The organism is Mycolicibacterium frederiksbergense (assembly GCF_012223425.1).
GTDB lineage: Bacteria > Actinomycetota > Actinomycetes > Mycobacteriales > Mycobacteriaceae > Mycobacterium > Mycobacterium frederiksbergense.
Genome location: NZ_CP038799.1, coordinates 3405093 through 3430506 on the forward strand (window position 1 = coordinate 3405093; position 25414 = coordinate 3430506).

The following is a 25414-nucleotide window of genomic DNA, read 5'->3' on the forward strand; positions in this document are numbered from 1 at the left end:
TATGACCGATCGTCGCAAGCAGGGCCTGCAGAAGATGAACGAGGTCTACGGCTGGGAGATGCCCGACATCCAGGGCGACCCGTACTTCGATCTGACCGTCGAGCATCTCTTCGGCACCATCTGGACCCGGCCGGGACTGTCGATGCGGGACAAGCGTCTGCTGACGCTCGCCGCGGTGACCGCGGTCGGCAACTCGGATCTGGCCGAGATCCAGGTCAACGCCGCACTGCACAACGGGGAGATCACCGCCGAGGAGCTCAAGGAGGTCTCGGTGTTCCTGACCCATTACCTGGGCTTCCCGTTGGGCTCCAAACTGGACGGTGCGGTCAGCAAGGTGGTGCGCAACCGCAAGAAGGCCGCCGAAAAGGGCAGCGCTGAGGACAAGAAGAGCAACGTGAACGCCGCGGTGAAGATGCACTCCGGGAAGTCCCTCGATGATGAGTAGATACGCCTCGCTCACCCGTGACGAGCTGGCGACGTTGGTTCCCGAACTGCTGCTGATCGGTCAGTTGATCGACCGGTCCGGAATGGCCTGGTGCATCTCATCGTTCGGCCGCGAGGAGATGCTGCAGATCGCCATCGAGGAATGGGCGGCGTCCAGCCCGCTCTACACCCGGCGGATGCAGAAGGCGCTCAAGTACGAGGGCGTCGACATCTTCACCCTCTTCAAGGGTCTGCAGCTCGACATCGGCGCGCCGCCGCAGTTCATGGACTTCCGCTATGTCGTGCACGACCGGTGGCACGGCGAGTTCTACCTGGATCACTGCGGTGCGCTGCTCGACGTCGAGCCGATGGGCGAGGACTACGTCAAGGGCATGTGCCACGACATCGAGGACCCCACCTTCGATGCCACCGCGCTCGCCACCAACCGCAAGGCCCAGGTCCGGCCCATCCACCGGCCGCCCAGGACGCCGTCGGATCAGCACCCGCATTGCCGCTGGACCGTCATCATCGACGAGTCCTACCCGGAAGTCCCGTTCATACCGGCGATGGACATCGTCGGCGCCACCCACGCCCATTCGATCGAGCTCGATCCGATCGACCCGGATGACGAAGGCATGTCCGACTATTCGGGCGACCTGCTCGCCGATGTCGACTTCGGTGCGTTCTCCCATTCGGCACTGGTCCGGATCGCCGACGAGGTGTGCATCCAGATGCACCTGCTGGTGCGGTCCTTCACCATCGCCGTGGAGAAGCGCGCCAAGGATGATGCGGCACTGGCCCGCTCGATCCGCACCAAGCAGCTGATCGGCATCGCCGGTGTGGCCGCCGAGCGGATCCACAAGGCGCTCAAGCTGAGCACCGATGCCAAGGGTGCGTTGCGGGTGCTGGAGCTGCACCCGTTGCTCAACCCGGCGGCCTACGTGTCGGCCGACGTGGACCCGGACTTCGTGCACGTGCGCCGCTCGCCGGCCTACGAGGACGGATCCTGGATCTCGCTGGTCTCCCCGGTGGTGGATGCCCCGCTGCAGGCCATCGTCCAGGCCGTCGATCCGCACCTGCGGGCCGAGGTGTCGGGCACCGAGTCCGATTGGACCGTCCGCGTCATCGAGACCGACACGGCGGCAAAGAAGCTGCCCGAGGTCGAGGTGTGTGAGTTCAGTGGCGGCGCGTCCTGGGTGTTCGAGGAGCGTAAGTCGCTGCCGCTGACCGTCGTCTAGGTCCGCGATTTGTGGAGTCTCGGCCGTCCTCGTGGCGGCGGCGTCGCCTGCGCCGCTGCTGACTATCTGCATGAGCATGGGTTCACCTGCGGCACTGTTCGGCACCGTGCTTGCCGCATCCGCCACCGGGGGTGGCGATCGATACGCGGATCATCCGCCGCCTCACCTCGGTGTCACACGAGCACCACGTGTCCTTAAACCCCGCCACCCTGGAAAATCTCACTGACCGGACACGCGTCTCGTCGTTCCTCCCGACGTCATGGACGGTCTGTCTGCCGGAAGGATTGGCCGACAAGGGCGTCTTGCTTGCCAACGGGCAGCGGTCCGAGCTCTCAGGCGTCGTGACCGAGGCGGGGCCGTCCTACGGCACCAGCGGATAAGCACACGCTGGTATTCGCAGGGGTGCGGTACAGGCTACAGGGAGTTGACAACCACGGTAGGTGACATGTCTCGGAATAACGTGTCATGTCACGTAGTTGTTGGATATGAAACGCAACAAGCGTTTTCGACAACAGGAGGACGAGATGGCTCAGCTCGACGGAAAAACAGCACTGATCACCGGCGGCACATCCGGCATCGGTTATGCGGCGGCGCGCGCCTTCGCCGACGAGGGCGCCAAGGTGTTCATCACCGGGCGTACCCAACAGCGCGTCGACGCCGCCGCAGCGTCGCTGGGTTCCGGTGTCGTCGGTATAGCCAGCGATGTCACCCGCACCGAGGACCTGGACCGACTTGTCGGGGTCATCCGCGACGCAGGTGCCGGCCTTGACATCGTCTTCACCAACGCCGGCAGTGGCGAGTTCGCCACGCTGGAGGACGAAACACCCGAACACCTCGTCGACACGTTCAACCGCAACGTGGGCGGGACGGTGTTCACCGTGCAGAAGACACTGCCGCTACTCAATCCCGGTGCCTCGATCGTTCTGTCCGGCTCCACCGCGGCCACCAGGGGAACTTCGGCATTCGGCGCCTACGCCGCGGCCAAGGCTGCTGTCCGGTCCTTCGGCCGTACCTGGGCCACCGAGTTGGGCGAGCGTGGCTTCCGGGTCAACACGGTCGTACCCGGTCCCATCCTGACCGAGGGACTCACCGAACTGGTGCCTGACAAAGACGAGCGGCAGGTGTTCTTCGACGGTCTGGCAACGAACCCGATGAAGCGGATAGGTGGTCCTGCCGAACTGGCCGCCGCGGCGGTGTTCCTCGGCTCCGATGCGAGCAGCTTCATGACAGGTGCGGAAATCTTTGTCGACGGGGGCATGAACCAGGTTTAGCCGGTCTACGTGAGGTCGGGACGCGGCAAGGTGCCCTCGCGCAACAGACTCTCGTGTACAACGGCGAGGATGTCGGCGAGGGCATCCTCGTGCTCGGGATCCAGATCGGCGAAAAAAGCCCGGTGTACCCACTCTGCGTGCACCGGGGCGGCGCCGGCGAGCCGGTCCCAGCCCTCGTCGGTCAGGACGACGACAGTGCCACGACCGTCGGTCTCGCAGGTTGTGCGCTCGATCAGGCCGCGGCGTTCCATCCGCATCAGGTGGTGAGAAACCCGGCTACGTTCCCACCCCATCACCGTGGCCAGTGCGGTCAGCTGCAGGCGGCGATCCGGTGCGCGCGAGAGCGTACTGAGCACCGTGTAGTCGTAGAGTGAAAGGCCGCATTCGGTGCGCAGGTGACGGTTCACCTCATATTCGAACCGGTGATAGACGCGCATGAAATTCAGCCAGGCCCGCTGCTGCGTCGGCGTTAACGGGTACTCGTCGGAATCAGTCATCGCGCACCATGGACAGGCATGTCGCCTATCTAAGCAAAACTCAACCCCGATATGCGATTTCGGTGACTATCCGTGTCGACGACCACCGAGGGCTCGACGCCGGCCAGCCCGGCCCGGAACGCTTCGATGCGGCTAAAGCCGGCCGGCACGGTGAGTCCGTCGGCTGCGTCTTCTCCGAAGGTGGCCCGGGCGTTCGACCACCCAGTCATGAATCCCTGGAGTGTACCCAGCACACAAATCTAAGCCTGCCAATCGGCCTCCTCGTCACCGATTTGTGGTGATCGTGGCGGCGGAACCTCCATAAATCGCTAGGGGCGCAGCGCCGGGGCCACCCAGCGGCGCAGGTAATCCCGCAACGCGGCGCCGGTGCGGGGTGGACGTCCGGGGTCGATCACGAACGACTGGATGATGCGCAGCAGGTGCTCGGCGAGTTCGTCGAGGTCGTCATCGGCGAAACCAGCTGCCGCCCAGTCGACGTCGAACTGTCGCACCACCGACTGTGCGAATCGCAGTGCGATATCGGAGGTCACGGATTCGGTGAAGGTCGGCGTGCGCCCGGGCGCCAGCAGCAGCCCGATGTGTTTGTCCTGGGGCAGCCACTCCAGCGCGGTCGCGATGGCCTCGGTGGCCGCGTCGGCCGGATCGGTGATGCCCTGCAGGTGGGTGGACAGCCGCTCCAGGAAGTCGGTGGCCGCGACGACACCGGCCTGCATCAGCAGCGCCTCGGTACTGGGGAAGTAGCGGTACACCGTCTGGCGGGTGACGCCCAGCGTGCGGGCGACGTCGGCGATGGAGAAGTCCGCCCCGCGCTCGTCGATCGCCTTGCCCGCCGCAGCAAGAATCCGGCCGACGGCTTCCTCGTCACTCGCCGGCGCGGCTCCGGACCACCCGTGGGTTCGCACGCCGGAATTGTAGCGAGCTAGTGGTAGGAGACCTGCAGGTCCTTCACGCCGTTGATCCAGCCGGACCGAAGTCGTTTCGGCTCAGCCAGTTTCGAGATGTCGGGAATCTGGTTGGCGATCTCGTGGAACATCAGCTTGATCTCCATGCGGGCCAGGTTGGCGCCGATGCAGAAGTGTGCGCCGTTGCCGCCGAACGCCAGGTGCGGGTTCGGGTTGCGCAGGATGTCGAACTGGAACGGGTTCTCGAAGACGTCCTCGTCGTAGTTGGCCGAGCTGTAGAACAGCCCGACGCGCTGTCCCTTGCGGATGGTGACTCCGCCGAGTTCGGTGTCGGCTGTCGCGGTGCGCTGGAAGCAGTGCACCGGGGTGGCCCAGCGGATGATCTCCTCGATCGCGGTGTCGGGCCGCTCGCGTTTGAAAAGCTCCCACTGGTCCGGGTTTTCGAAGAAGGCGTTCATCCCGTGTGTCATGGCATTGCGGGTGGTCTCGTTTCCGGCGACGGCGAGCAGGATGACGAAGAACGCGAACTCGACCTCGGTGATCCCGGCTTCGTCTCCCATATCGGCCTGCACCAGCCGGGTGACGATGTCATCGGCCGGGCACGTCCGGCGCTGCTCGGCCATGGTGTACGCGTAACCCATGAGTTCGGCATTGGCGACCGTCGGGTCACTGTCGAAGTCGGGATCGTCGGTGTTCATGATGCTGTTGGACCAGTGGAAGATCTTCTCCCGGTCTGCTTCGGGCACGCCGATCAGGTCGGCGATGGCCAGCAGCGGCAGCGGCATCGCCACGTCGTCGACAAAATTGCCGGAGTTTCGTTCCGCGGCCGCGGCCACGATCTCGCGGGAGGCGACGGCCAGCTTCTCCTCCAGCGCGGCCACCGACCGCGGGGTGAACAGGCGGGACACCAGCTTGCGCAGCCGGGTGTGTTCGGGGGCGTCGTGGTTGATCAGCAGGGCCTTGGTCAGATCGAGCTGGTCGGCGGTCACCCCGTCGGGTAGCCGCATCACCGCGCCCTTGGCGTTGGTGGACCACAGCTCGCCGTTGCGCGAGATGGCCTTGATGTCCTCGTGTCGGGTCACGACCCAGTAGCCGCCGTCATCGAAGATCGACTCGCCCTGCTCGTTCCACCACACCGGGGCGGTCTTGCGCAGATGCGCGAACTCCGTGACGGGAATGCCCTGGAGCAGCACCTCGGGGTCGGTGAAGTCATATCCTGCGCCGAACGGGCAGGCATTCATGGTGGTCATTGGAGGTCCTCCCGCTGTGACGTACCGCACTCGCTGCACCGACCATACACCCAAATCAGAAGTGTATGGCCGCGGGTCTGGCGCCGTGCGGCCGCCGAGGCGATTAGGGTTGTTCACCGTGCGCGTCCTCGTCATCGGATCCGGAGCCCGTGAACATGCCCTGCTGCTCGCGCTCCGGCGCGACCCGCAGGTCGAGCGGCTGGCGGTGGCGCCCGGCAATGCCGGCACCGCTGCCGTCGCCGACCAGTACGACGTCGACATCAGCTCGGGTCGCGCGGTCGTCGCGCTGGCCCAGCGCCTCGGGTCCGACCTGGTGGTGGTGGGGCCGGAGGTGCCACTGGTGCTCGGTGTGGCCGACGCGGTGCGCGCCGCCGGAATAGCCTGCTTCGGGCCCTCCAGGGACGCCGCCCGCATCGAGGGCTCCAAGGCCTTCGCCAAGGATGTGATGGCCGCCGCCGGCGTGCGGACCGCGACCAGTGAGATCGTGGACAACCCCGCCAACCTGGATGCCGCGCTGAACCGGTTCGGTCCGCCGGCCGGGCAGGCCGCCTGGGTGGTCAAGGACGACGGGTTGGCCGCGGGCAAGGGCGTCGTGGTCACCACGGACCGTGACGCGGCGCGCGTGCACGCGGCCGGCCTGCTGGACGCCGGGCATCCGGTACTGCTGGAATCCTTCCTGGACGGCCCCGAGGTGTCGCTGTTCTGCGTCGTCGACGGTGAGACCGTGGTCCCGCTGCTGCCCGCGCAGGACTTCAAGCGGGTCGGTGACAACGACTCCGGTCCGAACACCGGCGGGATGGGCGCCTACACCCCGCTGCCGTGGCTGCCCGCTCAGGTGCTCACTCAGATCGTCGACGAGATCGTCAAACCCGTTGCCGCCGAGATGGTTTCACGGGGCAGCTCGTTCTCTGGCCTGCTCTACGCCGGGCTGGCGATCACCTCTGCGGGCCCGTCGGTGGTGGAGTTCAACTGTCGGTTCGGTGACCCGGAGACCCAGGCGGTGCTCGCCCTGCTGGACTCCCCACTGGGCGGGCTGCTCCATGCGGCGGCCACCGGCACGCTGGCGTCCTTCGAGGACCTGCGGTGGCGGGACGGGGCCGCGGTCACCGTGGTCGTCGCCGCCGAGAACTATCCGGGCCGGCCGCGGGTCGGTGACGTCATCGTCGGCTCCGAGGCCGACGCCGTCCTACACGCCGGCACCGCCCGGCGCGAGGACGGTGCGGTGGTGTCCACCGGTGGGCGGGTGCTCTCGGTGGTCGGAACCGGCGAAGATCTTGACGCCGCCCGCGCTGCCGCATACGAGGCGATCAAGTCAATTCGACTGCCGGGCAGCCATTTCCGCACCGACATCGGGCTGGCGGCGGCCGAGGGACGTATCTCGATCTGACCGGTCAGGCAACGAGTATCGGTGCCAGCCAGGAGATCTCGGCGGGAAGCTGGGAACTCCAGAACTCGCCGTCGTGCCCACCCGGGGAGAAGCCGCCGGCCGGCGGATTGCCGAGTTGGGCTATGAACGCACCTGTCGCGGCGGCGAACGGATCACCGTTCCCGCAGTCGATGCGGATCGGGATCGAGTCCAGCGCCGGCAGCCCCCACACACTGTTGGCCTCGTAGTCCCGGGCGCCGTCGAACGCGCCGGGAGCCGCCGCGCCGGGTGACGTCCACAACGCAGGGCTCACCGCACAGATCGCTGCGGTGCGGGCCGGGCCCAGTCGGGATCCGAGCAGCAAAGCGCCGTAGCCGCCCATCGACCAGCCGATGAATCCCACCCGCGAGGTGTCCAGCCCCTGGCCGGCCAGCATCGGAACCAACTCATCCAGCACCATCGCGCCGGCATCGTCCCCGGACTCGCGCTTGTGCCAGTAACCTCCGCCGCCGTCGACGGCCACCACAGCAAACGGTGGCAGGCCCGCTGTGACGGCTTCTGCGAGACCTTGCTCGACACCGCCGGCCATCACCGTCGCGGCGTCGCTGCCCTTGCCGTGCAGCGCGATGACCGGACGCAGCGGTGCGGTCTGTCCCGGCGGCCTGGCGATCGCCCAGTTGGTACGCACCCCGCCGCGCGCGGCCGAGACGAAGGAACCCGACTCGTAGGTGGCGGCGGGTTCGGCGGCGGCCCGGGGCAGGGCCCCCGCGCCGGCGGCGACGGCACCGAGGGCGGCGCCGAGACCCATCCGCAGCACGGTCCGACGGTTCTGGGCTGACATTCGCGCCATCTTGCCACTGCCCGCTGTGGCGCTGTCTGCCAACTTGTTGTGATTGCCGAAAACCGCCATACAACTGGGATTTTGCTGGCAGCATGCAAGGCGTGACAGCGGCGGTGACTCCCAAGGGAGAACGTCGGCGGGGCGCTCTGGTGAGCGCCGCCGCCGATCTGCTGTGCGAGGGCGGGATCGACGCGGTCCGCCATCGCGCGGTGGCGAGGCGTGCCGGCCTGCCGCTGGCGTCGACGACGTACTACTTCTCCTCACTCGACGATCTGATCGCCAAGGCCGTCGAGCATGTGGGCGCGCGCGAGGCCGAGCAGCTGGAGCTACAGGTCGCCGCATTGTCGCGCCGGCGTCGCGGTGCCGAGTCGACCGCCGACCTGCTGGTCGATCTCCTGGTCGGTGACAATCCCGGCGTGCGGGTGTCCGAACAGCTGATCTCGCGCTACGAGCGCTATATCGCCTGCGCGCGCCAACCCGAGCTCCGCGACATCCAGCGGCGGATTCTGCGGCAACGCACCGATGCCGTCCTTGAGGTCGTCGAACGGTCCGGTCGCGCCGTGCGATCCGAACTCGTGACCGCCCTGGTGTGCGCGGTGGACGGAGCTGTGGTTGCCTCATTGGTGGATGAGGGAGAGGGGCCGCGGGCCAACGCCCGCGCGACGCTGATCGATGTGATCGATGTGCTCGCACCCGTCGACGAACGGGCCGTGCACGTCTGAGGTGAGCAAAGGGGTGGGATGACGCAGTCGGAAACCACGGAGGAGCCACAACTTCGGCGGGTGATGGGTCCGGGGCTACTGCTGCTGTTCGTGGTGGGTGACATCCTCGGTACGGGTGTGTATGCCCTCACCGGACAGGTTGCCAAGGAAGTCGGTGGCGCGGCGTGGCTGCCCTTCCTGGTCGCCTTCCTGATCGCCACGATCACCGCGTTCAGTTATCTGGAGCTGGTCACCAAGTATCCGCAGGCCGCCGGCGCAGCGCTGTACGCGCACAAGGCCTTCGGCATCCAGTTCGTCACCTTCCTGGTGGCCTTCGTGGTGATGTGTTCCGGAATCACTTCCGCCTCAACGGCTTCGCGATTCTTCGCGGCGAATTTCTTCACCGCCTTCGACATCGACTGGGGCAAAGTCGGTGTGGTGGTGCTGGCGCTGTTGTTCATGGCACTGATCGCATTGGTGAACTTCCGGGGCGTCGGCGAGAGCGTCAAACTCAACGTGGTGCTGACCATCGTCGAGATCACCGGCCTGGCCATGGTGATCCTGGTGGGCGTCTGGGCGTTCACCGGCGGCGGCGCCGATGTGGACTTCGCCCGCGTCGTCGCCTTCGACACCCCGGCCGACAAGGGCACCTTCCTGGCCGTCACCACCGCCACCTCGCTGGCATTCTTCGCGATGGTCGGATTCGAGGACTCGGTCAACATGGCCGAGGAGACCAAGGACCCGGTGCGGATCTTCCCCAAGGTGCTGCTGACCGGGCTGGGAATCGCCGGCGTCGTCTACGTCGTCGTCGCCATCGTCGCGGTGGCGCTGGTGCCCGTCGGCGTCCTGGCGGACACCGAGACCCCGCTGATCGAGGTCGTCAAGGCGGGTGCGCCCGGGCTGCCGATCGAAGCGATCCTGCCCTTCATCTCCATGTTCGCGGTGGCCAACACGGCGCTGATCAACATGTTGATGGCCAGCCGGCTGATCTACGGCATGGCCCGCCAGCACGTCTTGCCGCCGGTGCTGGGGACCATCCACCCCAAGCGGCACAGCCCGTGGGTGGCCGTCGTCTTCACCACCCTCATCGCGTTCGGCCTGATCTTCTACGTCTCCGCGGTCGCCAACAGCAGCGCCATCGCGGTGCTCGGCGGCACCACATCGCTGCTGCTGCTGGCGGTCTTCGCGATGGTGAACGTGGCGGTGCTGGTGTTGCGCCGCGACGTGCAGGCCGCGGGCGGGCACTTCCGGACGCCGACGGTGCTGCCCGTCATCGGGTTCATCGCCTCGGCGTATCTGGTGCTGCCGTTCTCCGGGCGCCCCGCCCAGCAGTACGTGCTGGCCGGGATCCTGATCGTGATCGGGATCGTGCTGTTCGGCATCACCACCCTGATCAACCGCCAGCTCGGTATCCGCGGGAAAGGCATCCTCGATCCGACGCACCTGGGCGACTCCCCATAGGCGGCTCGTAAGCTGTGTGTTCGTGACGATCCCGAATGTTCTGGCCAACCGCTACGCCAGCGAGGAGATGACGGCCATCTGGTCGCCCGAGGCGAAGATCATCGCCGAGCGCCGACTGTGGCTGGCGGTGTTGCGGGCGCAGTCCGAGCTCGGCGTCCCGGTGCCCGACGGTGTCGTGCAGGACTACGAGCGGGTGCTGGAGAACGTCGACCTGGGCTCGATCGCCGCGCGCGAGCGGGTCACCCGCCACGACGTGAAGGCCCGCATCGAGGAGTTCAACGCGCTGGCCGGCCACGAGCACGTGCACAAGGGCATGACCAGCCGCGACCTCACCGAGAACGTCGAGCAGCTGCAGATCCGCCGCTCACTGGAACTGGTCTTCGCCCACGGTGTGGCGGTGGTGGCGCGGCTGGCCGAACGCTCGATCGTGTACCGCGACGTGGTGATGGCCGGGCGCAGTCACAATGTCGCCGCGCAGGCGACCACACTGGGCAAGCGGTTCGCCTCGGCCGCCGAGGAGATGTTGCTGGCGCTGACCCGGCTGCGCGAGCTGATCGACCGGTACCCGCTGCGCGGCATCAAGGGCCCGATGGGCACCGCCCAGGACATGCTGGACCTGTTCGACGGAGACACCGCCCGGCTCGCCGAACTGGAGAGGCGTGTCGCCCAATTCCTGGGATTCACAGATGTTTTCACCAGTGTCGGGCAGGTCTACCCGCGTTCACTGGACCACGATGCGGTATCTGCGCTGGTGCAACTCGGTGCCGGTCCGTCCTCATTCGCGCACACCATCCGGCTGATGGCCGGGCACGAACTGGTCACCGAGGGGTTCGCCCCGGGCCAGGTCGGTTCCTCGGCGATGCCGCACAAGATGAACACCCGGTCCTGCGAGCGGGTCAACGGCCTGCAGGTGGTGCTGCGTGGCTACGCGTCGATGGCGGCCGAACTGGCCGGCGCCCAGTGGAACGAGGGTGACGTGTTCTGCTCGGTGGTGCGCCGCGTCGCGCTGCCCGACGCGTTCTTCGCCGTGGACGGCCAGATCGAGACCTTCCTGACCGTGCTCGACGAGTTCGGCGCCTACCCCGCGGTGATCCAGCGTGAACTCGATCGCTACCTGCCTTTTTTGGCGACCACCCGCATCCTCATCGCGGCTGTGCGCGCCGGCGTGGGCCGGGAGTCCGCGCACGAGGTCATCAAGGAACATGCGGTCGCGGTGGCGTTGGCCATGCGGGAAAAGGGCCAGGAGCCCGACCTGCTGGACCGGCTCGCCGCCGATCCGCGGCTGCCACTGGACCGGGTGGCCCTGGATGCGGCGCTGGCGGACAAGGAAGCGTTCACCGGTGCCGCCGGCGCGCAGGTCGACGATGTGGTTTCCGCGGTCGATGATCTGGTCGGCCGCTACCCCGAGGCGGCCAAGTACACCTCGGGTGCCATCTTGTGACATTGGCCGACCTCACCGATCTCGACAACTTCGCCGCGGGTTTTCCGCACGATCTGTTCGAGGTGCACCGCCGTGAGGCTCCGGTCTACTGGCATGAGCCCACCGAGCACACCCCGGACGGGGAGGGCTTCTGGTCGGTCGCGACCTACGCCGAAACCCTTGCCGTGCTACGTGATCCGGAGACGTACTCGTCGGTGACCGGCGGAACCCGGCCGTTCGGCGGCACCCTGCTGCAGGATCTCTCCGTCGCGGGCCAGGTGCTCAACATGATGGACGACCCGCGGCATGCCCAGATCCGCAGGCTGGTCAGCTCGGGGCTGACACCCCGGATGATCACCCGGGTCACCGATGATCTGCGCAGCCGGGCCCGGACCCTGCTGGACGCTGTCGAGCCCGGGGTGGCGCTGGACTTTCTCGTGGAGGTGGCCGCCGAGCTGCCCATGCAGATGATCTGCATCCTGCTGGGAGTGCCTGAATCCGAACGGCATTGGCTGTTCGAGGCGATCGAGCCGCAGTTCGACTTCGGCGGTGCCCGCTCGGCCGCCGTCGGGCAGCTATCACCCGAAGAGGCCGGAACGCGGATGTACGAATACGGACAAGAGCTGATCGCGGCCAAACGCGCTGCGCCGGGCGATGACATGTTGTCGGTGGTGGCCAACGCCTTCCGCGATGACGAAGTTGCCGAGCTCTCCGACCTTGAGCTCTACCTGTTCTTCAGTCTGCTGTTCAGCGCCGGGGCGGAGACCACCCGCAACTCGGTGGCCGGGGGCCTGCTGGCGCTCATCGAGCACCCCGAGCAGATGCGCCGCCTGCAAGCCGACCCGGAACTGCTGCCGTCGGCGATCGAGGAGATGGTGCGCTGGACGACACCGTCACCGTCGAAACGGCGCACCGCCACGCGTTCGGTGACCTTGGGCGGCTGCGCCATCGAGGCGGGGCAGAAGGTGCAGATCTGGGAGGGTTCGGCGAATCGAGACCCGGCGGTGTTCCAGGATCCCGATGTCTTCGATATCGCGCGTAAGCCCAATGCGCACTTGGGGTTCGGTCATGGTGTGCACTACTGCCTGGGCGCCAACCTGGCACGGCTGGAGCTGCGGGTGCTGTTCGGGGAACTGATGCCCCGGTTCCGCAGCGCGCGGCTGGCCGCGCCGGTCGAGTGGACCCGCAGCAATCGCCACACCGGTATCCGGCACCTGTTCGTCGAATTCGACTGATCGCTACCCTCGCAGATATGGACTTCGGCCAGAACGACAACCTCCGAGTCTCCAATGCCGACCGCGCGCACGTGAGCGGCCTGCTCGAGCGCGCGGTCGCCGACGGCATGATCACGCTCGACGAGTTCGCCGAGCGCACCGATGCCGCGCTGGCCGCCCGCACCCGCGGCGAGTTGCGGGCCGTGCTGGTCGACCTGCCGGATATGGACCTGCATGCCGCGCAGGCGCCGGTGGCCCGGAGCAGCGCACAGCCGGAGGCACTGGGTGGCTGGATGACCTCGATCGTTCGGCGCGGGCCGTGGACGGTGGCGCCGGTCATCAACCTGAACACCCGAATGTGCAGCACCACCCTGGACTTCACCTCCGCGGTGCTGCCCGGACCGGTCGTCGAGGTGAACATCGACGACTACCTGAGTTCCACGGAGCTCATCGTGCCGGCCGGGGCCACCGCGGACCTCAACGGTGTCGACGCCATCGCCGGCAGCGCCACCGTCAAGGTGCGTAACCTCCGCCAGCCCGATCAGCTGCACGTCATCGTGCGTGGCAAGGTCAGGATGGGGTCGGTCAGTGTGCGGCACCCGTTCGGTAGCTGGCTGCGGCGTCTGCACGGCGGCTGAGCGCAAACTCGATCTCGGCGATCACCCGCTCCGGGTACTCGGTGAGATCCAGCCAAGTGAAACGCAGCACCTGGTAGCCCATCAGCGCGAGTTCGTTCTGCTTGACCCGATCCCGTTGGAAGGCTTCGGGGTCGGTGTGGAAGGCCAGGCCGTCCACCTCGATCGCGATCTTGGGACCGCGGAAGAGCACATCGATCTCCCAGCGGCCGAGGCGCTGGTTGGCCTTCCATCCGGTGATGCGTGCCTGCCGCAGCAGCCCCACCAGGAGCCGTTCCGCCTCGGAGTGCGCCCCGCTGTCGGCGGCCCGCAACAGTCTGCGCGCGGCGGGTGAACCGTGCCGGCCCTTGTTGCGCAGGTGAGCGCCCCAGAGGTCGCGCAGCTCCAACAGATGCCGCTGCAGTGCCGTGTCGATGATCTTCATGCCGCCGCCCCGGCGGGCGGCGGCCTCCACGACCGTCAGCGGTGGAGCGGTCACCCGCAGCCCCTGGCGCGTCACGCAATCGGCGGGGTCCAGGTCGCGGCGGCGGGTGCGGATGCCGGACCTCTTGGGCGGATCGCACACTTTGGGCACGGTGACGTCCACGGTGGCGGGCGGAAACTTCGTCAGCTCCAACCACCAGGCCGCCGTCATGCCGCTTGCCGCCGCGCGCGGACCGCAACCCCACACCGCGGCCCGGATCCGCGCACGGTCGGTGAACAGACGATCATCGACGAAATACACCCCGGGTGAGCAGCGCAGCCAGTGCCCGGAGCGGACCCTGCGGTACACCGCTTGGCGGCTCAATCCGGCCTGCTGCGCCTGGGCGAGGGTGATGACTCCGTCCTGGTCGCGGAGGTAGTCGTCGAGCATGCTCTCTTGGACGCGATGCCCGGCCGAACGGTTCCATTCCCTGCGATTTGTGTGAGATCTGTAACGGTGGTCGTTACGGATATCGCACAAGTCGCCGGGCTCAGAGCTTCACGCCCGCCGCATGGATCTCCAGCAGTGCCAGGCCGCGGATGGCCGGACGGTCGTCGCGGCGCCAGGCCCCGATCGGGTCGGGATCGATCGCGGTGAGCTTGGCCAGCGGCCGGTTGGCCAGTGCCCGCATCGCCAGCAGTTCCTGGCCGGCGTGCGTGGAGGCCAGCGTCAGCACCGTCAGCTTGCGCCGGAAGAACCGCAGGCGCAGGAACAGCCACGGCATGGCGACCGCCAGGATCGGGGTGGCCGCCACCGCCAGCGCCAGCACCCACGCCAGCCAGGTCGCGGTGCTGTCCAGACTCTGACCCGCGCCGGCGATCTCCCCGGCGGCGTCGCTGGCGGCGCGCAGCGGTCCGGCCAGCGCATCGCCGATCAACGGGAAGTCATCGGCGCTGTCGCCGGCGGTGTTCAGGTTGCCCGCGACCCCGTCGGCGCCGTCCTGCACCTGACGGCCCACTTCGGCGATGGTGGCCACCGCCGTATAGACCGCGCTGCCCACCATCACCCAGATCACCGTCCAGATGAGGACGGTGATGTCGCTGACAAGCTGGGCCAGCAGGCGGCCGGGCCGGGTGGCATAGGGCAGGTACCGCAATCTCATGGCCTCGATCCCAGCACATAGGGTGAGTCAATGCGCCCCGCTCTGACCGACTACCGGCATCTGGCCAGCGGCAAAGTTCGCGAGCTGTACCGCATCGACGACGACCACCTGCTGTTCGTGGCCAGTGACCGCATCTCGGCTTTCGACCACATCCTGGACACCGAGATTCCGGACAAGGGCCGGATCCTGACCGCGATGAGCGTGTTCTTCTTCGATCACCTCGGTGTCCCCAACCACCTCGCGGGCCCGCCCGACGACGAGCGGATCCCCGAAGAGGTCCTGGGCCGCGCCCTCGTCGTCCGTGCGCTGGAGATGCTGCCGGTCGAATGTGTCGCGCGCGGCTACCTGACCGGTTCCGGGCTGATCGACTACCGGCAGTCCGGATCGGTGTGCGGGATCGCGCTGCCCGCCGGGCTCGGTGAGGCCAGCAGGTTCGAGGAGCCGCTGTTCACTCCGGCCACCAAAGCCGAGTTGGGCGAGCACGACGAGAACGTGTCCTTCGACGCGGTGGTCGAACTGGTCGGTGCGCAGCGGGCAGCAGAACTGCGCGAGGCGACGCTGCAGATCTACCTCAAGGCCGCCGAGCATGCCCTGAGCAAGGGCATCATCGTCGCCGACACCAAGTTCGAGTTCGGGGTGGATGCCGAGGGCCGGCTGGTGCTGGCCGATGAGGTGCTCACGCCGGATTCGTCGCGCTACTGGCCGGCCGACAGCTACCGGCCCGGGGAGGTGCAGCCCAGCTATGACAAACAATTCGTCCGCAACTGGCTGACCGGGCCCGACTCGGGCTGGGACCGCCATGGTGACGCCCCGCCGCCACCCCTGCCCGCCGAGATCGCCGCGGCCACCCGTGCGCGTTATATCGAGGCCTACGAACGCATTTCCGGACTCAGCTTCGACGATTGGATCGGTGCATGACCTCAGCTCCTGTCGCCAAGCGGGTCGAGCATCGCCGTGAGCATCACGGCGATGTCTTCATCGACCCCTATGAGTGGCTGCGCGACAAGTCCAGCCCCGAGGTGATCGCCCATCTGGAAGCCGAGAACGCCCATACCGAGGCCGCCACCTCGGCACTGGCGCCGTTGCGGCAGAAGATCTTCGACGAGATCAAGGCGCGCACCAAGGAGACCGACCTTTCGGTCCCGACCCGCCGCGGTCAATGGTGGTACTACGCCCGTAGCTTCGAGGGGCAGCAGTACGGGGTCCACGCCCGTTGCCCGATCAGCGGCGTGGATGACTGGACCCCGCCGGAACTCGACGAGCACACCGCCATTCCCGGCGAGCAGATCCTGCTCGACGAGAACGCCGAGGCGCAGGGGCACGAGTTCTTCTCCCTCGGAGCCATCAGCGTCAGCGTCGACGGCAACATCCTGGCCTTCTCGGTGGACGTCAAGGGCGACGAGCGGTACACGTTGCGTTTCAAGGATCTCCGGACCGGTGAGCTCTACGAGGACACCATCACTGGGATCGGCGCCGGGGCGACCTGGGGCGCGGACAACCACTCCGTGTATTACGTCACCGTCGACGAGGCGTGGCGGCCGGACACGGTGTGGCGTCATCGCCTGGGGTCCGGTCTGCCCGCGCAGAAGGTGTATCACGAAGCCGACGAACGCTATTGGCTCGGCGTCGGGCGCACCCGCAGCGACAAGTACGTCATCATCGCCGCGGGCAGTGCGGTCACCTCGGAGGTGCGCTACGCCGATGCCGCCGACCCGGACGCCGAGTTCACCGTGGTGCTGCCGCGCCGCGATCAGGTCGAGTACTCGGTTGAGCATGCGGTGGTCGGCGGCGAGGACCGCTTCCTCATCCTGCACAACGACGGTGCGGTGAACTTCACCCTGGTCGAGGCTCCGGTGAGTGACCCGAGCGCGTTCCGCACGCTCATCGAGCACCGCGAGGATGTCCGCCTCGATGGTGTCGACGCATTCGAGAGTCACCTGGTGGTCAGCTACCGCCGCGAGGCACTGCCCCGAATTCAGTTGTGGCCCATCGGCGCCGACGGCAGCTACGGGGAACCGCAGGAGATCGCCTTCGAATCCGAGCTGATGTCGGCGGGGCTCAGCGGTAACCCGAACTGGTCCTCACCGAAGCTGCGGGTGGGCGCGGTGTCCTGGGTGATCCCGGTGCGTATCTACGACCTGGACCTGGTGACGGGCGAACGGACGCTGCTGCGCGAGCAGCCGGTGCTGGGGGACTACCGGCCCGAGGAGTACGTCGAGCGCCGGGACTGGGCGGTGACCCCCGACGGGGCCAGGGTTCCGATCTCGATCGTGCACCGCGCGGGTCTGGCGTTCCCGGCCCCGACGCTGCTGTACGGCTACGGCGCCTACGAATCATGCGAAGATCCGCGCTTCTCGATCGCCCGGTTGTCGCTGCTGGACCGGGGGATGGCCTTCGCCGTCGCCCATGTGCGCGGCGGTGGCGAGCTCGGTCGGCCGTGGTATGAGGACGGCAAGCTCCTGCACAAGCGCAACACCTTCACCGATTTCATTGCGGTCGCAGAGCATCTGGTGGTCACCGATCTGACCCGTCCGGCCAACCTGGTCGCCCTGGGCGGCAGCGCCGGTGGCCTGCTGGTCGGTGCGGTGCTCAACCTGGCCCCGCACCTGTTCGCCGGTGTGCTGGCCCAGGTTCCGTTCGTCGATCCGCTCACCACGATCCTGGATCCGTCGCTGCCGCTCACCGTCACCGAGTGGGACGAGTGGGGAAACCCGCTGGAGGACAAGGACGTCTACGAGTACATGAAGTCGTACTCGCCATACGAGAACGTCGCATCCCTGGATTACCCGGCGGTGCTGGCGATGACCTCGCTCAACGACACCCGGGTGTACTACGTGGAGCCCGCGAAATGGGTTGCGGCCCTTCGACACGCGCAGCTGGATCCGGTGGCCGGCGCAACCAGGGTGCTACTGAAGACCGAGATGGTGGCCGGGCACGGTGGGATCAGCGGTCGCTATGAACGCTGGAAGGAAGCCGCCTTCCAGTACGCCTGGCTGCTGGCGACCGCGGATCCGGTGAATCACGGCGACGGTCAGGCGGGCAGCCTGTTCGGTGGTCCGCGCGCCTGAGATCCATCTAGGCGCTGTCAAGATCGCAGTTATGATGGCTCGATGAACAAGCCGAGTTACCACCACGGCGACCTGCGGGCGGTGATCCTGGCCGAGGCGGCCAGCCTGGTGGCCGAGCGCGGCGCCGACGGTGTCTCGTTGCGCGAACTCGCCCGTGCTGCCGGGGTGTCCCACGCCGCCCCGGCGCATCACTTCGGGGATCGGCGCGGACTGTTCACCGCACTGGCCACCGAGGGGTTCCGGGTCCTGACAGCCGAACTGACCGACGCCCGGCCCGAGTTCATCGACGCTGCCAAGGCCTACGTGCGGTTCGCCCTGGCGCACCCCGGTCACTTCGAGGTGATGTTCGACAAGTCGCTCTACGACGCCGCCGACGAGCAGGTGCAGCAGGCGTCGGCGGCGGCGTACCTGGAACTGAACCGCGGCGTCGGCACACTCGCCGACCCGCACGCCGCGGCCGACCCCGAGGCCGCCGCCCTTGCGGCCTGGTCGATGGTGCACGGATTCGCCCAGCTCTGGCTCAACGACGCCGTCGACACCGCCGGTGACCCGCTCGCGACGGTCGAGAGGCTGGCGGCAATCCTGTTCGACGGCTAGCGTCGATCCGGTGAGCCTCAACCAGATTCCGCTGACCACCCTCGACGGCAAGGACACCACGCTCGGCGAATTGTCCTCTCATGCAACGCTGGTGGTGAACGTCGCCTCCAAATGCGGTCTGACCCCGCAGTACACCGCGCTGGAGAAGATCGCCAAGGACTATGCCGGCCGGGGTCTGACCGTGCTCGGCGTGCCGTGCAACCAGTTCATGGGCCAGGAGCCGGGCACCGCCGAGGAGATCCAGACCTTCTGTTCCACCACCTACGGCGTGACCTTTCCGCTGCTGGCCAAGACCGATGTCAACGGAGACGAAAGGCACCCGCTCTACGCAGAGCTGACCAAGGCCGCCGATGCCGACGGGCAGGCCGGTGACATCCAGTGGAACTTCGAGAAGTTCCTGGTGGCCCCGGGTGGTGACGTGGTCAAGCGGTTCCGGCCACGCACCGAACCGGATGCGCCCGAGGTGATCGCGGCAATCGAGGCCGTCCTGGGCACATAGCGGAGCCGAATGCTCACTTCGTGTCCGGGTGTTCGCAACCGTCGTGACATCTGATGTTGCGACACTGAAGTACGTGACCGCAGAGCTGATCGTCTCGATCTCCGGGATCAGGGACCGCACGCTGCCCGCCGTCGACACCTTCTGCGAGGAACTCGACGCTCGCGGTGTGCCGGTGTCCTTGTTGGTGGCTCCTCGCCTGAAAGGTGACTACCGGCTGGAGCGCGACCCCGCGACGTTGTTCTGGCTGGCCGAGCGCCGCGCCGGCGGGGATGCCGTCGTGCTGCACGGCTATGACGAGGCGGCGACCAAGAACCGCCGCAGCGAATTCGCCTCCCTGCAAGCGCATGAGGCGAATCTCCGGCTGATGGGTGCCGACCGGGTGATGGAACACCTGGGCCTGCGCACCCGGTTGTTCGCGGCGCCCGGCTGGGCGGTTTCCGAGGGCACCGTCATGGCGCTGCCGCGCAACGGCTTCCGACTGCTGGCCGGACTGAGCAGTGTCACCGACCTGGTGCGCGACAGCACCGCCCCGGCGCGCGTGCTCGGCATCGGCGCCGGATTCCTCACCGAACCCTGGTGGTGTCGCACCCTGGTGCTGTCGGCCGAACGCACCGCGCGCCGCGGCGGCACGGTACGGCTGGCGGTCTCGGCGCGTCAGCTGCGCCACGCCGGGCCTCGGCAGGCCGTCTTCGACGCCATCGACCTGGCACTCATGCACGGCTGTGTCCCGGAGACCTACCGCTGGGAGGCGGATCCCGCCCTCACCGACGCCGCCTGAGACTAAGTTGTCGGCATGGCCGATGCCGATGTGATCGTGGTGGGTGCGGGGCTGGCCGGACTGGTCGCCGCCGCGGAGTTGATCGAGCGGGGCCGGCGCGTCCTGATCGTCGACCAGGAGAATGCCGCCAACCTGGGCGGTCAGGCCTTCTGGTCGTTCGGCGGGCTGTTTCTGGTGGACAGTCCCGAGCAGCGCCGCCTCGGCATCAAGGACAGCCATGAGCTCGCCCTGCAGGACTGGCTGGGCAGCGCCGGTTTCGACCGCGAGGAGGACCACTGGCCGCGGCAGTGGGCGCACGCCTACGTGGATTTCGCCGCCGGGGAGAAGCGAAGCTGGCTGCGTGAGCGAGGACTGCAGACCTTCGCCATGGTCGGTTGGGCCGAGCGCGGCGGCTACGGCGCACTCGGGCACGGAAACTCGGTGCCGCGCTTCCACATCACCTGGGGCACCGGGCCGGCGCTGGTCGACATCTTCGCGCGCCGGCTGCTGGGTCAGCCCAGGGCGACGTTCGCCCACCGGCACCGCGTCGACGAGCTGATCGTCGAGGACGGTGCGGTGACCGGCGTCCGCGGCACCGTGCTGGAACCCAGCGATGCCGCGCGTGGCGTGGCGTCGTCGCGGGAATCATTGGGGGAGTTCGAGTTCCGGGCCCAGGCGGTGATCGTCGCCAGCGGCGGTATCGGCGGCAACCACGATCTGGTGCGCAAGAACTGGCCGCCGCGGATGGGACGAGTCCCGCAGCAACTGCTCTCCGGTGTGCCCGCACATGTCGACGGCCGGATGATCGGCATCAGCGAGACCGCAGGCGCCCGCGTCATCAACAGCGACCGGATGTGGCATTACACCGAGGGCATCACCAACTACGACCCGGTGTGGCCCACCCACGGCATCCGCATCCTGCCGGGCCCCTCGTCGCTGTGGCTGGACGCCACCGGTAAACGGCTGCCGGTGCCGCTGTATCCGGGGTTCGACACCCTGGGCACGCTGGAACACATCACCACCACCGGCCAGGACTACACCTGGTTCGTGCTCAACGCCCGCATCATCGCCAAGGAATTCGGCCTGTCCGGGCAGGAGCAGAACCCCGACCTCACCGGCCGCAGCGTCAAGGCGGTGCTGGCCCGCGGACGCGACGGCGGTCCGGCGCCGGTGCGGGCCTTCGTCGACAAGGGCGTGGACTTCGTCACCGGCAACTCGTTGCGCGAATTGGTGACCGCGATGAACGCCGTTCCCGATGTCGAGCCGCTGGACTATGCGACCGTCGAGGCCGAGGTGACCGCCCGTGACCGCGAGGTGGTCAACAAGTTCACCAAGGACAGCCAGATCACCGCGATCCGGGCGGCCCGCGAGTACCTACCGGACCGCATCGCGCGGGTGGTGGCCCCGCACCGTCTCACCGATCCGAAGGCCGGACCGCTGATTGCGGTGAAGCTGCACATCCTGACCCGGAAGTCGTTGGGCGGACTGGAAACCAACCTGGACTCACGGGTACTCAAGGGTGACGGATCGGTGTTCGACGGGTTGTACGCCGTCGGGGAAGCCGCCGGTTTCGGAGGCGGTGGCGTGCACGGCTATCGGTCCTTGGAGGGCACGTTCCTGGGCGGCTGCGTGTTCTCGGGCCGCGTGGCAGGCCGGGCCGCCGCCCGCGAAACCGCCTGAGGACCCGCGGCCAGCACCGCCAGGCAGACCGTCGCGGACGCCAGGAACACCGCACCGATGTTGTCGGTCAGATAGTGCAGGTCGGTGGCCGCCATGCTCAGCCCGCCGATCGCGGTGATCACGCCGGCCACCAGCAGCAGCCACACCGACACCCCGGCCGCCAGCACCAGCATGGCCATCACGGTGATGACGACGGTGGTGTGCCCGCTCGGGTAGGCCAGCGCATCGCCCTTGTAGCGGCCGAACAGCGGCTTGAGCAGCCGCGTCGCGATCACCGAGAGCACCGGGCACAGCGCCACCACCACAGCCAGCCGCCAGCGCCTGCGCACCAGCGCGATCAGCACCGAGATACCGAGGATCACCATCATCGGCAGAGCCCAACTGAAATAGAGCATCCAGTGCGGATCGGGGCCGAACACCCGCTGCATCACCCGCAGTGCCTGGTCGTCGAACGCGGTGGGCCCGTGGCCGACCACGAGGCCCAGCAGCACCATCGCGGTGATACCGATGGGTGGCCACCACAGCAGCAGAGTGCGCGGCCTCAGAACGCGGTTCCGTTCTCCGCGTCGAGCACCTGGAAGTCGGTGTCGGTCATCTCCGAGAGCCGGCTGTAGTAGATGCCCCGGGCGGACGGCTCGACGATGCCCTGGTGAATCGGGACGGCCCGGGCCGGCGCCACCGCCCGCAGGTAGTCGACCGCCTCGGAGATCTTCATCCACGGTGCCGCCGCGGGGACGGCGAGCACATCGATCGCCTCGTCGGGCACGAACAGGGCGTCCCCGGGGTGCATCAGCCGGGCCGGGTGGTCGGCGTCGCCGATCAGGTAGGACGTGTTGTCGATGACCGGGATCTCCGGGTGGATCACGGCGTGGGTGCCGCCGACGCCGCGCACCGAAAGGTGCCCGACGGTGAATGCGTCCCCGGCGTGCACGGCCTGCCACGGCTCGCCGAGCTGCGCGGCGGTCTGCGGGTCCGCGTACAGCTTGGCCTGCGGATTGGCGTCCAGCAGGGCGGGCAGTCGCGCGGTGTCGGCGTGATCGGGATGCTGATGGGTGATCAGGATGGCGTCCAGGCCGGTGATGCCCTCGAAACCGTGCGAGAAGGTGCCCGGATCGAACAGCACCGTGGTCTGGGCGCCGTCACCGGTGGCGAAGCCTGCCAGCAGGCACGAGTGGCCGAAGTGCGTCAGTTGCATGGCTCCATTGTGGCCCGAGACGTCGCCGGTAGAGTTATGACCGACCAAGACCGGTCCGAAACGAAGGAGTCCACGTGGCCCGCGTCGTAGTGCACGTGATGCCCAAGGCTGAGATCCTCGACCCGCAGGGGCAGGCGATCGTCGGCGCGCTGGGCCGTCTCGGCCATGGTGGTGTCGCGGATGTCCGTCAGGGCAAGCGGTTTGAACTCGAAGTCGACGATTCGGTGTCCGATGAGGCACTCAACGAGATTGCCGAATCGCTGCTGGCCAACACCGTCATCGAGGAGTTCTCGGTGAGTCGGGAGAATTCGTGACGCGCGGGGCTGGCGAAGCGACGGGGATCCAGGGCCGCATAGGGTCATCACCTTCCCGGCACGCTCGACGATGTCGACGCCGCGCGGGCGGTGCGCTTGGCCGGCGGGGAGGCCGTCAGCCTGTGGCACGGCGACGCCGACCTCAAGGGTGTCGACGCGGTGGTGGTGCCCGGCGGGTTCTCCTACGGCGACTATCTGCGGTGCGGCGCGATCGCCAAGTTCGCCCCCGTGATGGGCTCGGTCGTGGAAGCTGCCGGTCGCGGCCTGCCGGTGTTGGGTATCTGCAACGGTTTTCAGGTGCTGTGTGAGGCCGGGCTGCTGCCGGGCGCGCTGACCCGCAACGCCGGGCTGCACTTCATCTGCCGCGACGTGTGGCTGGAGGTCGCCTCGAATTCGACCGCCTGGACCACGCGCTACGAGACGGGTGCGGATCTGCTGGTGCCGCTGAAGTCTGGCGAGGGCCGCTACGTGGCCGCCGAGTCGGTGCTCGACGAGCTCGAGGGCGAGGGCCGGGTGGTCTTCCGCTACCGCGACAACCTGAACGGTTCCATGCGCGGCATCGCCGGCGTGAGCTCGGCCAACGGCCGCGTCGTCGGACTGATGCCGCACCCCGAGCACGCCACCGAACCGCTCACCGGTCCCTCCGATGACGGGCTCGGGTTGTTCTACTCGGCCCTGGATGCGGTGCTGACCGCGTAGATCCTCAGCGGTTCAGCGAGACCGAGGCCTCCGCGGTGTAGGACAGGAACGTGAAGGTCTCCTGCAGGTACAGCTGGATGCTGTCGGCATCGTGGGACAGGTAGCCGATGCACACGTCGGTGCCCAGCTGCAGATCGAAATCGCCTCCGCGGGTGGACAACACGAACGCACCGTCGATGGCCGGCGCCCAGATGATCTCGCCGCCCACCAGCCGGTTGAGATGCTCGCGGATCGGATAGCCGTTGACGGTGGTCTCGCTCACCTGTGTGTACACGTCGGCGGAGAGCAGCACGCTGTAGGGCCCGTCGACACCGGCGAGTCGCAGCTCTGAGAGCGCCTGGCTGATGATGTCGGGCATCTCCCGCGGATCGGCGGGCAGTGCGAGATTCGGGCACGAACTCGACTTGCGGATGCCCTCGATGGAGGCCGCTTCGTAGCCCTCGAAGATCGCGCGGTCCTCGGCGAACGCCAGCTTCTTGGCGGCGTCCTTGACCGGATCCCAGTCCGAGTCCTGCGAACCGCGCTCCACATCGTCGACGTCGCGGCGGCCCACGCTGAACGGCACCCGCAACCGCACCAACGGCTTGGACTCCCGCAGATGCGCGATGACCCCGTCGCCGGGGGAATCGACATCGCGCAGGTGTCCGGTGCTCACGGCGGCGGTCACTGAGCCGCCGGGCTCGCTGACGTCGACCACCCGGCGGCCCGCGATATGACGTTTGAAGGTCCGGGTGGCCTCCTGCTCGATCTCGGCCCAGGCCAACTCGGTGATGGGGGCGAGGTCGCGGTACAGGTTGTTCATTGCGGGGTTCCTTTCAGGCTGCCGATCGCAAGTGAGTAATCCGACGCCCGGACTTCGGCCGGGGCTTCCGGGATCGGAAGGGGCGGCGGGTCATCCAGGAAATCGACGGTGGGGACGAAGAACATCCCGCCGGTGACGGCGGTGGAAAAATCCAGGATCCGGTCGGTGTTACCGGGTGGGCTGCCGATGAACATGTTGGTCAGCATCCGCTCGGTGACCGCCGGTGTGCGCGAATAACCGATGAAGTAGGTGCCGAATTCGCCCTTGCCGACGGTGCCGTAGGGCATGTTGCGGCGCACGATTTTCAACTCTTTGCCGTCCTCGTCGGTGATGACGTTCAGCGCGATATGCGAATTGGCCGGCTTCACGTCGTCGTCCATCTCGATATCGTCGAACTTGGTGCGCCCGATCACGTTCTGCTGCTCGTCGACCGACAACGCCCGCCAGGCCGACATGTCGTGCACGTAGCGCTGAACGTGCACGTAGCAGCCGCCCGCGAAATCGGGATCCTCGTCGCCGATCATGGTGGCGTTGTCGGCGGTCGCACCGGTGGGGTTCTCGGTGCCGTCGACGAAACCGAGCAGATCGCGGTTGTCGAAATAGTTGAAGCCGTGCACCTCGTCGACGACCGTCACCGCCCCGGCCATCGCCTCCATGAGGCGGCCGGCGAGTTCGAAACAGACGTCCATGGTCTCGGCGCGGATGTGCCACAGCAGATCCCCCGCGGTGGCCGGGGCGTGATGGCGCGGCCCGGTCAGCGCGATGAACGGATGCAGGTCGGCAGGCCGGGGCCCGGCGAACAATCGGTCCCAGGCCGGCGAGCCGATCGATGTCACCACCGACAGCTTCTTGCTCGGGTCGCGGAATCCGATGGCGCCGACCATGCCCGAGATCTCGGGTAGCGCGTCGTGGACGGTCTGCTCGCCGCCGTCGTCGATCGTGGCGACCAGAAAGATGGCCGCCGACGTCAACGGATCGACTATCTGTTGCGGCAGCGGATCCGGCACAAAGTGACCCTA

28 protein-coding genes are annotated in these 25414 nt (G+C 67.5%); 17 read left to right on the forward strand and 11 right to left on the reverse strand.

What is annotated here, in order from left to right; all coding sequences use genetic code 11:
- Window position 1: 1 nt before the first annotated feature.
- From EXE63_RS19450 to EXE63_RS19460, 3 genes are all read left to right on the forward strand, one after another.
- Window positions 2-445, forward strand: a complete 444-nt coding sequence (locus EXE63_RS19450; RefSeq protein ID WP_168143270.1) for a carboxymuconolactone decarboxylase family protein — start codon at window positions 2-4, stop codon at window positions 443-445.
- A complete protein-coding gene (locus EXE63_RS19455; protein ID WP_168143271.1) occupies window positions 435-1661 on the forward strand; it encodes a hypothetical protein in 1227 nt (408 codons plus the stop codon). Before EXE63_RS19450 ends, EXE63_RS19455 begins: the two co-directional genes overlap by 11 nt.
- Before the next feature lie 524 nt (window positions 1662-2185).
- Entirely contained in the window at window positions 2186-2932 is a 747-nt protein-coding gene (locus EXE63_RS19460) for an SDR family oxidoreductase (protein ID WP_168145662.1), read from the forward strand.
- Window positions 2933-2937: 5 nt separating this feature from the next.
- On the opposite strand, the gene EXE63_RS19465 is transcribed toward EXE63_RS19460, so the two are convergent.
- From EXE63_RS19465 to EXE63_RS19480, 4 genes are all read right to left on the reverse strand, one after another.
- Window positions 2938-3429 (reverse strand): MarR family winged helix-turn-helix transcriptional regulator, encoded by a 492-nt coding sequence (locus EXE63_RS19465; protein ID WP_168143272.1) that lies wholly within the window; start codon window positions 3427-3429, stop codon window positions 2938-2940.
- Between the two features lie 29 nt (window positions 3430-3458).
- A complete protein-coding gene (locus EXE63_RS19470) occupies window positions 3459-3638 on the reverse strand; it encodes a hypothetical protein (protein WP_168143273.1) in 180 nt (59 codons plus the stop codon).
- A gap of 99 nt (window positions 3639-3737) precedes the next feature.
- Window positions 3738-4331, reverse strand: coding sequence for a TetR/AcrR family transcriptional regulator (locus EXE63_RS19475; RefSeq protein WP_168143274.1), 594 nt, complete (start codon window positions 4329-4331; stop codon window positions 3738-3740).
- 17 nt (window positions 4332-4348) lie between these two features.
- A complete protein-coding gene (locus tag EXE63_RS19480; protein WP_168143275.1) occupies window positions 4349-5581 on the reverse strand; it encodes a cytochrome P450 in 1233 nt (410 codons plus the stop codon).
- Window positions 5582-5699: 118 nt separating this feature from the next.
- Between EXE63_RS19480 and purD the strand changes: the two genes are divergently transcribed.
- On the forward strand, window positions 5700-6968 hold the full coding sequence (gene purD / locus EXE63_RS19485; protein WP_168143276.1) for a phosphoribosylamine--glycine ligase: 1269 nt from the start codon (window positions 5700-5702) through the stop codon (window positions 6966-6968).
- A gap of 4 nt (window positions 6969-6972) precedes the next feature.
- Here purD and EXE63_RS19490 read toward each other — a convergent pair whose 3' ends face one another.
- Window positions 6973-7797, reverse strand: coding sequence for an alpha/beta hydrolase (locus EXE63_RS19490; RefSeq protein ID WP_168143277.1), 825 nt, complete (start codon window positions 7795-7797; stop codon window positions 6973-6975).
- Between the two features lie 83 nt (window positions 7798-7880).
- On the opposite strand from EXE63_RS19490, the gene EXE63_RS19495 reads away from it, so the two are divergent.
- From EXE63_RS19495 to EXE63_RS19515, 5 genes are read left to right on the forward strand one after another with little or no spacing between them, the layout of a single operon-like run.
- The gene (locus tag EXE63_RS19495) at window positions 7881-8510 is read left to right on the forward strand and encodes a TetR/AcrR family transcriptional regulator (RefSeq protein ID WP_168143278.1); all 630 of its coding nucleotides are present in this window, start codon (window positions 7881-7883) and stop codon (window positions 8508-8510) included.
- An 18-nt stretch (window positions 8511-8528) separates the two neighbouring features.
- Window positions 8529-9950: an APC family permease gene (locus EXE63_RS19500; RefSeq protein WP_168143279.1), complete on the forward strand. Its 1422-nt coding sequence runs from the start codon at window positions 8529-8531 to the stop codon at window positions 9948-9950.
- 22 nt (window positions 9951-9972) lie between these two features.
- On the forward strand, window positions 9973-11391 hold the full coding sequence (gene purB / locus EXE63_RS19505; RefSeq protein ID WP_105365222.1) for an adenylosuccinate lyase: 1419 nt from the start codon (window positions 9973-9975) through the stop codon (window positions 11389-11391).
- Window positions 11388-12605 (forward strand): cytochrome P450, encoded by a 1218-nt coding sequence (locus tag EXE63_RS19510; RefSeq protein ID WP_168143280.1) that lies wholly within the window; start codon window positions 11388-11390, stop codon window positions 12603-12605. The genes purB and EXE63_RS19510 overlap by 4 nt, the downstream gene beginning before the upstream one ends.
- Before the next feature lie 17 nt (window positions 12606-12622).
- Window positions 12623-13222, forward strand: a complete 600-nt coding sequence (locus EXE63_RS19515; RefSeq protein WP_168143281.1) for a DUF1707 SHOCT-like domain-containing protein — start codon at window positions 12623-12625, stop codon at window positions 13220-13222.
- Here EXE63_RS19515 and EXE63_RS19520 read toward each other — a convergent pair.
- The gene (locus EXE63_RS19520) at window positions 13170-14072 is read right to left on the reverse strand and encodes a type IV toxin-antitoxin system AbiEi family antitoxin domain-containing protein (RefSeq protein ID WP_168143282.1); all 903 of its coding nucleotides are present in this window, start codon (window positions 14070-14072) and stop codon (window positions 13170-13172) included. The genes EXE63_RS19515 and EXE63_RS19520 overlap by 53 nt on opposite strands.
- 100 nt (window positions 14073-14172) lie before the next feature.
- Complete coding sequence (locus EXE63_RS19525; RefSeq protein ID WP_168143283.1) at window positions 14173-14784, reverse strand: hypothetical protein; 612 nt, start codon at window positions 14782-14784, stop codon at window positions 14173-14175.
- A gap of 30 nt (window positions 14785-14814) precedes the next feature.
- On the opposite strand from EXE63_RS19525, the gene EXE63_RS19530 reads away from it, so the two are divergent.
- The 6 genes from EXE63_RS19530 to EXE63_RS19555 all read left to right on the forward strand — a co-directional run bounded on the left by EXE63_RS19530 (window position 14815) and on the right by EXE63_RS19555 (window position 21385).
- Window positions 14815-15702 carry a phosphoribosylaminoimidazolesuccinocarboxamide synthase gene (locus EXE63_RS19530; RefSeq protein WP_168143284.1) on the forward strand — a complete coding sequence of 296 codons (888 nt, stop codon included), beginning with the start codon at window positions 14815-14817 and terminating at the stop codon, window positions 15700-15702.
- A complete protein-coding gene (locus tag EXE63_RS19535; RefSeq protein ID WP_168143285.1) occupies window positions 15699-17852 on the forward strand; it encodes a S9 family peptidase in 2154 nt (717 codons plus the stop codon). Before EXE63_RS19530 ends, EXE63_RS19535 begins: the two co-directional genes overlap by 4 nt.
- Window positions 17853-17894: 42 nt before the next feature.
- Complete coding sequence (locus EXE63_RS19540) at window positions 17895-18449, forward strand: TetR/AcrR family transcriptional regulator (protein WP_168143286.1); 555 nt, start codon at window positions 17895-17897, stop codon at window positions 18447-18449.
- Between the two features lie 10 nt (window positions 18450-18459).
- Entirely contained in the window at window positions 18460-18948 is a 489-nt protein-coding gene (locus EXE63_RS19545) for a glutathione peroxidase (protein ID WP_168143287.1), read from the forward strand.
- 73 nt (window positions 18949-19021) lie between these two features.
- Window positions 19022-19726: a DUF2334 domain-containing protein gene (locus tag EXE63_RS19550; RefSeq protein WP_168143288.1), complete on the forward strand. Its 705-nt coding sequence runs from the start codon at window positions 19022-19024 to the stop codon at window positions 19724-19726.
- Between the two features lie 15 nt (window positions 19727-19741).
- Window positions 19742-21385, forward strand: coding sequence for an FAD-binding dehydrogenase (locus tag EXE63_RS19555; RefSeq protein WP_168143289.1), 1644 nt, complete (start codon window positions 19742-19744; stop codon window positions 21383-21385).
- On the opposite strand, the gene EXE63_RS19560 is transcribed toward EXE63_RS19555, so the two are convergent.
- Both EXE63_RS19560 and EXE63_RS19565 read right to left on the reverse strand, forming a co-directional pair.
- Window positions 21298-21879: a phosphatase PAP2 family protein gene (locus EXE63_RS19560; protein ID WP_168143290.1), complete on the reverse strand. Its 582-nt coding sequence runs from the start codon at window positions 21877-21879 to the stop codon at window positions 21298-21300. The two genes, EXE63_RS19555 and EXE63_RS19560, sit on opposite strands and share 88 nt — an antisense overlap.
- A 47-nt stretch (window positions 21880-21926) precedes the next feature.
- Complete coding sequence (locus tag EXE63_RS19565; RefSeq protein ID WP_168143291.1) at window positions 21927-22580, reverse strand: MBL fold metallo-hydrolase; 654 nt, start codon at window positions 22578-22580, stop codon at window positions 21927-21929.
- A gap of 74 nt (window positions 22581-22654) precedes the next feature.
- Here EXE63_RS19565 and purS point away from each other — a divergent pair, with 74 nt between their 5' ends.
- Both purS and purQ read left to right on the forward strand, forming a co-directional pair.
- On the forward strand, window positions 22655-22894 hold the full coding sequence (gene purS, locus EXE63_RS19570) for a phosphoribosylformylglycinamidine synthase subunit PurS (RefSeq protein ID WP_057167889.1): 240 nt from the start codon (window positions 22655-22657) through the stop codon (window positions 22892-22894).
- 90 nt (window positions 22895-22984) lie between these two features.
- Entirely contained in the window at window positions 22985-23593 is a 609-nt protein-coding gene (purQ, locus tag EXE63_RS19575; RefSeq protein ID WP_168143292.1) for a phosphoribosylformylglycinamidine synthase subunit PurQ, read from the forward strand.
- A gap of 4 nt (window positions 23594-23597) precedes the next feature.
- Here purQ and EXE63_RS19580 read toward each other — a convergent pair whose 3' ends face one another.
- Both EXE63_RS19580 and EXE63_RS19585 read right to left on the reverse strand, forming a co-directional pair.
- Window positions 23598-24395: a family 1 encapsulin nanocompartment shell protein gene (locus tag EXE63_RS19580; RefSeq protein ID WP_168143293.1), complete on the reverse strand. Its 798-nt coding sequence runs from the start codon at window positions 24393-24395 to the stop codon at window positions 23598-23600.
- Window positions 24392-25402 carry a Dyp-type peroxidase gene (locus EXE63_RS19585; RefSeq protein ID WP_168143294.1) on the reverse strand — a complete coding sequence of 337 codons (1011 nt, stop codon included), beginning with the start codon at window positions 25400-25402 and terminating at the stop codon, window positions 24392-24394. Before EXE63_RS19585 ends, EXE63_RS19580 begins: the two co-directional genes overlap by 4 nt.
- Between the last annotated feature and the right edge of the window lie 12 nt (window positions 25403-25414).

What these genes read in the sequence shown, in the direction of transcription:
- EXE63_RS19535 (WP_168143285.1), top strand. Translation starts at nt 15,699, where the DNA reads ATGACCTCAGCTCCTGTCGCCAAGCGGGTCGAGCATCGCCGTGAGCAT.
- EXE63_RS19500 (WP_168143279.1), top strand. Translation starts at nt 8,529, where the DNA reads ATGACGCAGTCGGAAACCACGGAGGAGCCACAACTTCGGCGGGTGATG.
- EXE63_RS19460 (WP_168145662.1), top strand. Translation starts at nt 2,186, where the DNA reads ATGGCTCAGCTCGACGGAAAAACAGCACTGATCACCGGCGGCACATCC.
- EXE63_RS19465 (WP_168143272.1), bottom strand. Translation starts at nt 3,429, where the DNA reads ATGACTGATTCCGACGAGTACCCGTTAACGCCGACGCAGCAGCGGGCC.
- EXE63_RS19480 (WP_168143275.1), bottom strand. Translation starts at nt 5,581, where the DNA reads ATGACCACCATGAATGCCTGCCCGTTCGGCGCAGGATATGACTTCACC.
- EXE63_RS19525 (WP_168143283.1), bottom strand. Translation starts at nt 14,784, where the DNA reads ATGAGATTGCGGTACCTGCCCTATGCCACCCGGCCCGGCCGCCTGCTG.
- EXE63_RS19495 (WP_168143278.1), top strand. Translation starts at nt 7,881, where the DNA reads ATGCAAGGCGTGACAGCGGCGGTGACTCCCAAGGGAGAACGTCGGCGG.
- EXE63_RS19490 (WP_168143277.1), bottom strand. Translation starts at nt 7,797, where the DNA reads ATGGCGCGAATGTCAGCCCAGAACCGTCGGACCGTGCTGCGGATGGGT.
- EXE63_RS19520 (WP_168143282.1), bottom strand. Translation starts at nt 14,072, where the DNA reads ATGCTCGACGACTACCTCCGCGACCAGGACGGAGTCATCACCCTCGCC.
- EXE63_RS19580 (WP_168143293.1), bottom strand. Translation starts at nt 24,395, where the DNA reads ATGAACAACCTGTACCGCGACCTCGCCCCCATCACCGAGTTGGCCTGG.
- EXE63_RS19555 (WP_168143289.1), top strand. Translation starts at nt 19,742, where the DNA reads ATGGCCGATGCCGATGTGATCGTGGTGGGTGCGGGGCTGGCCGGACTG.
- EXE63_RS19540 (WP_168143286.1), top strand. Translation starts at nt 17,895, where the DNA reads ATGAACAAGCCGAGTTACCACCACGGCGACCTGCGGGCGGTGATCCTG.
- EXE63_RS19560 (WP_168143290.1), bottom strand. Translation starts at nt 21,879, where the DNA reads ATGGTGCTGCTGGGCCTCGTGGTCGGCCACGGGCCCACCGCGTTCGAC.
- EXE63_RS19515 (WP_168143281.1), top strand. Translation starts at nt 12,623, where the DNA reads ATGGACTTCGGCCAGAACGACAACCTCCGAGTCTCCAATGCCGACCGC.
- EXE63_RS19470 (WP_168143273.1), bottom strand. Translation starts at nt 3,638, where the DNA reads ATGACTGGGTGGTCGAACGCCCGGGCCACCTTCGGAGAAGACGCAGCC.
- EXE63_RS19455 (WP_168143271.1), top strand. Translation starts at nt 435, where the DNA reads ATGATGAGTAGATACGCCTCGCTCACCCGTGACGAGCTGGCGACGTTG.
- EXE63_RS19450 (WP_168143270.1), top strand. Translation starts at nt 2, where the DNA reads ATGACCGATCGTCGCAAGCAGGGCCTGCAGAAGATGAACGAGGTCTAC.
- EXE63_RS19530 (WP_168143284.1), top strand. Translation starts at nt 14,815, where the DNA reads ATGCGCCCCGCTCTGACCGACTACCGGCATCTGGCCAGCGGCAAAGTT.
- EXE63_RS19565 (WP_168143291.1), bottom strand. Translation starts at nt 22,580, where the DNA reads ATGCAACTGACGCACTTCGGCCACTCGTGCCTGCTGGCAGGCTTCGCC.